The sequence below is a fragment of the Sphingomonas sp. genome (assembly GCF_035490575.1).
In the GTDB taxonomy this organism is placed as follows: Bacteria; Pseudomonadota; Alphaproteobacteria; order Sphingomonadales; family Sphingomonadaceae; genus Sphingomonas.
Map to the genome: position 1 here is coordinate 1 of NZ_DATJLI010000004.1, position 6,940 is coordinate 6,940.

At 63.2% G+C, this 6,940-nt stretch carries 6 protein-coding genes; 3 read left to right on the forward strand and 3 right to left on the reverse strand.

All coding sequences use genetic code 11. From position 1 onward, the window contains the following. Window positions 1-198 (forward strand): P-loop NTPase family protein (locus VL973_RS00160; protein ID WP_325282011.1); only part of this gene is annotated, 198 nt, incomplete at its 5' end. A 52-nt stretch (window positions 199-250) separates the two neighbouring features. Here the strand turns inward: VL973_RS00160 and VL973_RS00165 are convergent. Next, entirely contained in the window at window positions 251-1,234 is a 984-nt protein-coding gene (locus VL973_RS00165) for a glycosyltransferase family 2 protein (protein WP_325282012.1), read from the reverse strand. A 68-nt stretch (window positions 1,235-1,302) separates the two neighbouring features. Next, complete coding sequence (locus VL973_RS00170; RefSeq protein WP_325282013.1) at window positions 1,303-3,294, reverse strand: acyltransferase family protein; 1,992 nt, start codon at window positions 3,292-3,294, stop codon at window positions 1,303-1,305. Window positions 3,295-3,478: 184 nt separating this feature from the next. Between VL973_RS00170 and VL973_RS00175 the strand changes: the two genes are divergently transcribed. Beyond that, window positions 3,479-5,542 (forward strand): acyltransferase family protein, encoded by a 2,064-nt coding sequence (locus tag VL973_RS00175; protein WP_325282014.1) that lies wholly within the window; start codon window positions 3,479-3,481, stop codon window positions 5,540-5,542. Here VL973_RS00175 and VL973_RS00180 read toward each other — a convergent pair. After that, window positions 5,532-5,822: a hypothetical protein gene (locus tag VL973_RS00180; protein ID WP_325282015.1), complete on the reverse strand. Its 291-nt coding sequence runs from the start codon at window positions 5,820-5,822 to the stop codon at window positions 5,532-5,534. The genes VL973_RS00175 and VL973_RS00180 overlap by 11 nt on opposite strands. Window positions 5,823-6,048: 226 nt before the next feature. Between VL973_RS00180 and VL973_RS00185 the strand changes: the two genes are divergently transcribed. Further along, window positions 6,049-6,940 (forward strand): acyltransferase family protein (locus VL973_RS00185; RefSeq protein WP_325282016.1); only part of this gene is annotated, 892 nt, incomplete at its 3' end.

Here is a 6,940-nt window from a genome sequence, read left to right on the forward strand (position 1 = left end):
CTGCGTGGCGGGTATCGCTTCGCGATCGTCGATGCCGGCAATCAGCCCGCCGACATCGTCGCAGCGATCGCCCGCGGTGCCGATGGCGTGCTGCTGCTGGCTGAACGGCGCCAAACTCCGATGGAGTCGGTCCGCGTGCTGATGGATCGTCTGACTGCCAATGACGTGCCCGTATTGGGCAGCGTTCTGGTCCGCTGAACCGGCAAGACCCGGCGGCAATGCGATGCCGCCGGGCAGGTGTGCGCGGGTGCTACCCCTCGCGGAACTGGCGCAACCGCCGGGCCAGGATCGGGCGACCGATCCGCGCCCACATGGCGGGGCGATCATGCAGTGCCGCAAGCGCACGGATCATGCGGACCTGTCGGCCGGGATATTCGGCATGCGCGCGTTCGACGATCGGCCAGCCCTGCTCGACCTTGCCCTCCACCATCATCCGCGCGCCGAACCATGCCAGCTTGCGGGCGAACATCGGCGAAGGGCGGCGCAGAAACGCTGCCGGCGCACCGTACTGATCGATCGGATCGCGCCCGCCGCCGTCCACGATCCGGGCACATTGCACGGCGAAATCGGACAGATAGGCCTGGAGCAGCAATTTCGCGGGATCCGCGCTGACCCCGCCTTCGGGCTTGTAGCGCCGGTACAGTATCTCGGGCACGATATCGTAGCCGCACAGACGCGACATGCGCAGCCACAGGTCGCGATCCTGCGCGAAGCGAAAGAAATCGCGATAGCCGCCAACCGCATCGAACGGCGCCCGGCGGAACATTACCTCGCCATGGGTGAACAGTCCGCGCGACAGCAGCGTCGCATGGAAATCCAGCCCGCGCGGCGCCTTGAACAGTCGCGATCCCGGACCATCGGTCTCGTCATTGTCGACCCAGCAGCCGACGACGCCGATATCCGGGCTGTCGACCAGCACCTTTGCCTGTTGCGCGATGCGGCCCGGCAGCGACAGGTCGCCCGATCCGTGAACGGCGATGAAATCACCGCGACTGGCGGCGATCGCCTCGTTCATCGACGCGACGAAACCATGATTCTCGCGGGTGATGATCGTAAGCCGAGGGTCGTCGAGCTTGCGAAGTTCGCCCAGCGTGTCGTCACGCGAACCATCGTCGACAACGATGACCTCAAGCGCAGGATAGTCCTGCGCCAGCACGCTGCCGACAGATTCCGCCACCCGATCAGCACGATTGTAAAAGGCGCTGACCACGGAAACGAGCGGGACTGCGGGCATGACACAAAGCTCCTGCATACCGGGATAGGCGTCACCGGATAGGGAAAGGGGATCGCAGGGTAAACCGACTAACTGGTTTCCGGTGGGCTGCTTATGGATCGGGCGGGCTGCTTATCGGACAGCCCGCCGGATGCGATCGCGGCTGCCGCCTGCCGTGCCACAAACCATGCCCCTTCGTTGGTTAGGTGGTCGTCGTCGCGGTACAGGATCGTGTTCCCCGCGACCGTCCGGCACAGGTCACCCGTGCAGAACGAACGGCGCGGCAAGATTACGGTCACGCCGGCGATTCCGGTCAGGACGCGATCAGCCTTTGGCCCCCATTCGCGGTCGGCGGCAACGGCGCGCGTGCACTGCGTCCGGCCCAGTCCCGACTTGGCGGCGCGCGCCAGGCAGATTGCGGGCCAGAAACCGAATTCAGGAGTCGAGCCAATCAGGATGATCGCGGGCTGTGACCCCACCTGCGTTCGGATACGGTCGGCCATTTGCGAAAGCGTATTATGAAACCGAGCCATTGCGGCCTCTTCTGATTTCAGCCTTGCCGCACTGCCGGAAAGTGACCAGCGCGCACTGATGATAATCGCACGTAGGTCAGGTTGCTGTCCGGCCTCGACCAAGGCTTTGCGATGAAAATTAGCGCAGGCTTTCCGCTTGTTATCGGTATCAAGGATGGCAAACGGTGCGCATCCCGAAACGCTGGCCTGACGAAAGGCAAAGCCCTGTTCGCGGCCCAGGCGATCGAACCCGGCGGCAAGGTGATCGGCATGCGAATCCCCCCACAGCAGCACCTGATACCCGCCGTCCGGGCGCGGTGCGCCACCGGTACAGCGACCGACCGGGCCCAGCACGTCGGTGCCTTCGTCGTTATGGCATGCCTTGCGCAGCGGATTGATGCTGTCGACCGCGCGTTCGGCGGCGATCACGTCCGGTGCGGCGAATGCCTGCAACCCGTGGGTCGCGAACAGGCCGGCCCCGGCCAGGGTGAGGGCCGCGCATCCGGCCACGCTGGCGCTCAGCACCTTGCGGCGAGACAATGCGATCGTGCCCCGCCCGCGGAACGGCCGCTCGACATAGCGCAGCGACAACGCAGCCAGCCCCAGCGCCACGGCCACCGCCAGTACCGCCTCGACCGGTGTCAGCGAGCGGTTGAGCGCGATGCGCGGCAGCACCAGCAACGGCCAGTGCCACAGGTAGAAGCTGTACGACACCAGGCCGACGAACAGCATCGGCCGCCACGACAGCATTCGTCCCGCCTGCGTTTCGGCCCCCTGCCCGGCATGCAGGATCAAGAGCGCGCCCAGGCACGGCGGCAACGCGGCCAGGCCGGGAAAGGGGGTCGCCTCGGTATAGACCAGCATCGGCACGACAATCAGCGCCAGCCCGGCCCAGGCTGTGGCTTCACGCATTCCGCGGGTCCGCAGCGACGGCACCGCGCCGGTCGCCAGCAGCGCCCCCATGCCCAGTTCCCACGCACGGTAGGGCAGCAGGTAGAATGCCTGTGACGGCGCGTACCGCACCGCCGCGATCGCAGCGAGCAGCGACAGGCCGACCGTCGCCCATACGAACCCCGCCAGCAACCGCCGCCGCCCCATGCGGACCAACAACGCGGCCACGATCGGCCAGACGATGTAGAATTGCTCCTCCACCGCCAGCGACCACGTATGCAGCAGCGGCTTGTCCGCCGATGCGGTGTCGAAATAGCCGCTGTCGTTCCAGAAGACGATGTTGGACGCGAACAGCCCAACCCCGGCCAGGCTCTTGCCGTAGTTGCGCAGTTCGGATGGCGGAAGGATAGTGACTGCCGCCAGTGACGTTACCACCACCATCGCCAGCAGGGCCGGCAGGATGCGTCGGAACCGGCGTTCGTAGAAACCGGCGATCGAGAAGGTGCCGGCCTCCGCATCCGACCGGATGATCGCGGTAATCAGGAATCCCGACAGGACGAAGAATACGTCGACGCCGATGAACCCCCCGGTCAACAGCGTCGGGAATGCGTGGAACAGGACTACGCCACCCACCGCAACGGCGCGAAGGCCATCGATATCAGTGCGATATTTCAACACGCCGTCATCCCGTCTCGCTGGCCTGTATCCTGTCCTTCGGGGCAGGCCGTCTGTGGCCGATGCCGGGCACCTATCAAATGGTTAGTTAAAGTGTCCCAAATTCTCAGGCCCAGCACATCTGAAATCATGACGTATTGTGGACGGTCATGAGATAAGCTGATGCAATCATATTAGGGCAGGGGCGATGTTGGTGGTGGCAACAGACAAGGCAATTCCACGCCAGCGCCAAAATCGGCGCGACGACATCCAGGGTTTGCGGGCAATCGGCGCGCTGCTGGTTGCGACATTCCATATCTGGGTCGGACGGGTTTCGGGCGGCGTTGACGTGTTCTTCGTCGTTTCCGGATTTCTGCTGGTCGGATCGATGGTTCGCGAACTTGGCGCCACGGGCCGGGTGGATTTCGTTGCGTTCGTCGGGCGGCTCGTAAAGCGACTGCTGCCGGCGTCGCTGTTCGTGATCGCGGTCGTCCTGGTAACCGCACCGTTCTGGATGCCGCAGACCCGGTGGTCGACCCATGTCGTCCATGTCCTGGCCTCGACCATCTATGTCGAGAACTGGTATCTGGCATGGTCGGCGGTCGACTATCTGGCCCGGGACGAAGTGGCCAGCCCGCTGCAGCATTACTGGGCAATGTCGGCACAGGTGCAGGCGCTGGTCCTGCTGTGCCTGACGATGACGGTTACCGGATTTGTCGTTCGCAACAGCACAGGCAACCGGGAACGCACAGCGATTACTGTCCTGGTCGCGGTATTCGCCTTGTCTTTTTCCTATTCGGTTTATGCGACCGCGACCAATCAGCCGGTCGCCTATTTCAACACCTTTGCCCGCATATGGGAGTTTGCGCTCGGCGGCCTTACCGCCGTGTTGCTGGCGCGCGTGCGGTTGCCCGTGATCGTCCAGCTGATCGGTGGATGGCTGGGGCTGTTCCTGGTGATCAGCTGCGGCATCCTGTTGCAGGTTTCGACGATATTTCCGGGCTATGCCGCGTTGTGGCCGACGCTTGGCGCGGCGCTGATCCTGTTATGCGGGCAAGGCGAACACCGGTTCAGCGTGCGTCGCCTGCTGTCGATTAAGCCGCTGAACTGGCTGGGCGGCATTTCCTATGCGCTGTACCTGTGGCACTGGCCGCTGCTCATCGCGTTCCTGACCGTAACCTATCAGACGCAGGCTTCGTTCGCGGCCGGATCGGCGATCCTGGTGGCGTCCGTCATGCTTGCCTGGCTGACCACCCGCCTGGTCGAAAAGCCCTGCTCTAAGGTTCGGGAGGACCGGCCGTGGCGTACGATCGCGGTTGGCGCAGCCGCGGTCGCCGTCATCACGCTCGGCGATGGCGCATGGAAGATCCAGACCGCGCAGGCGGTATCGGCGGACAAGCTGATGAAGCCCGATCCTGGCCGCTATCCCGGTGCCGCCGTGTTCGATGGCCGTTACTTCGCTGCGGACGGACGCGTGCAGATCAGGCCCGGCCCGTTGTGGATGAAGCGCGATGTCTCGCCGCTCTATGCCAAGAAATGCCACCAGGACATCGATAAGGCGGGGCTGATCAGCTGCACGTTCGGTAATCCCGGCGCCCGGCGGGTGCTGGCGCTGGTTGGTGGATCGCACAGCGCGCATTATTATTCCGCTCTCGAACCAATCGTCACCGGGCAAGGGTGGCGCATGGTAACCTTCACCAAAAGCGGCTGCGTTTTTGCCACGCCCAGAGCCGGTACGTCGAAAATCGACCGTTCCTGTGCGCGGTGGAATGAAAACCTGATGGCCAGGCTTACCGAACTCAAGCCCGACATCGTCTTCACGACCGCGACCCATGGCAAGGACGGTTCACGCGAACATGTCGTGCCCCAATTTACAGAGCGATGGGCCAAGCTGACGCCGCTTGGTATTCATGTCGTTGCGATCCGGGACAATCCGTGGTTCCGCAACGACATTCCTGAATGTGTTCAGGTCAACGGCCCAGACAGCAGGCTGTGCACGATGGCCAAATCGGACGCATTTGCCGCGATGAACCCGTTCATGGGCGTCCGCCCCAATCCTCGGGTCCACTTCCTCGACCTGACGGACCATCTGTGTCCCGATGACCGGTGCCCCGTGGTCGCGGGCAATATCGTCATGTATTCTGACCGGCATCACATGACGAATACGTTTGTCCGGACGCTGATCCCATATCTTGCCAGCTCGCTGACACCGATCATGGCCGATATCGATCGACAGCGCACCGTGTCCCGGCAGGCCAGTGTCAGGCGCTGAAGCAATCGTGCAGGTGCGATGGAAGCGAGGCCATCCATGCAAAATGCGGGGGATAGGCCGCTGCCTTGTCCGCGGCGCCGGCCAACAGGTTCGATGCAACGATCGTCTCGGCGATCGCCCGGATTTCACTGGGAGCCAGAATTTCGCTGAGCGGGTCGCCGCCCATCGTCTCGACATCGGCAATCAGCCTGGCAATTTCGACTAGCATCGCGATTCTCCCGTAACCGTTATGGCGGGGAATGGTTAACGATACGTCTATGCTCAGGTTACGGAATATCAAAGCGTTCCGCCCACACGGGAACACGACTTCGCTTAGGCAATAGCAAAGGGGAACCTGATCGGCGTTCCCAACGACGAAGCTTTTCTATAGACGCTGGCTCCATGTCTTCTGGAATGCCGCGTGGCGGGATATCAATAACCGGCCCAGCCTGTCGACAGCGCGCGCGGCCCGCTGTGGGAGACCGGAAGGTATCAGAATGCCTGACCTGTTCCCCGGCGCCGCATCGATGAAGCAGAAGCCTTCGCCGAGCCGGACGATCCTGTCGCTACAGTATCTTCGGGCGATCGCGGCATTGCTTGTCGTGTATTTCCATGCCCAGCTTCAGGCACCGGGTCGTGCCTTTGCATTGCCCAACTTTGGCGCGGCAGGGGTCGATATCTTTTTCGTCCTGAGCGGCTATGTCATGTGGCTGACCACCGCGGGCCGCCGGATCGGACCGTTACAGTTCATGCAGCGGAGGATCATCCGGATCGTGCCGCTTTACTGGCTGGTTTCGCTGGTTGCGGCGGGATTTGCGCTCGCGGCGCCAGGACTGATGCGATCGACCACGATCGAACTGCCTCATTTTCTGGCATCGCTGTTCTTCATACCCTGGCCCAATCCGGGGGCCGCGATCCATCAGACGCAGGCGCTGACCCCGCTGGTGGTCCCGGGCTGGACGCTGAACATGGAGATGTTCTTCTATCTTCTGTTCGCGCTTCTGCTGCCTTTCGCCGTTCGGTGGCGGCTGATCGGTCTGGCGCTGCTGATCGGCGTTGCCTTCGTCATTGGCAGCTTCGTCGCCGACAGAAACACGCCACTGTCATTCTACGGAACGACGCTGCTGTTCGAATTCTGGTTCGGCATGGCGCTGGCGGCGCTGGTCGGAAGACGGTCCGATCCGCCCGCCCTCTCGAAGCCTCGAACTGGCCAACGGGCCGTATTCGGGGCGCTCTGGCTGGTTGCGCTTACCGCGCTTCTTCTTGCCGAGTGGTATCATGCGGGCGAACCGAAGATGATCTGGTACGGGTTGCCCGCGCTGTCCGTTGTCGGGATCGCGATTATTGCCGAACGGCGCGGACTGGTGCCCTGCCTGCCCTGGCTCCAGACGCTCGGCGATGCATCGTACAGCCTCTACC

Bases quoted from the DNA above. Each gene is read 5' to 3' on its own strand.
- VL973_RS00165 (WP_325282012.1), bottom strand. From the start codon at position 1,234: ATGCCCGCAGTCCCGCTCGTTTCCGTGGTCAGCGCCTTTTACAATCGT.
- VL973_RS00175 (WP_325282014.1), top strand. From the start codon at position 3,479: ATGTTGGTGGTGGCAACAGACAAGGCAATTCCACGCCAGCGCCAAAAT.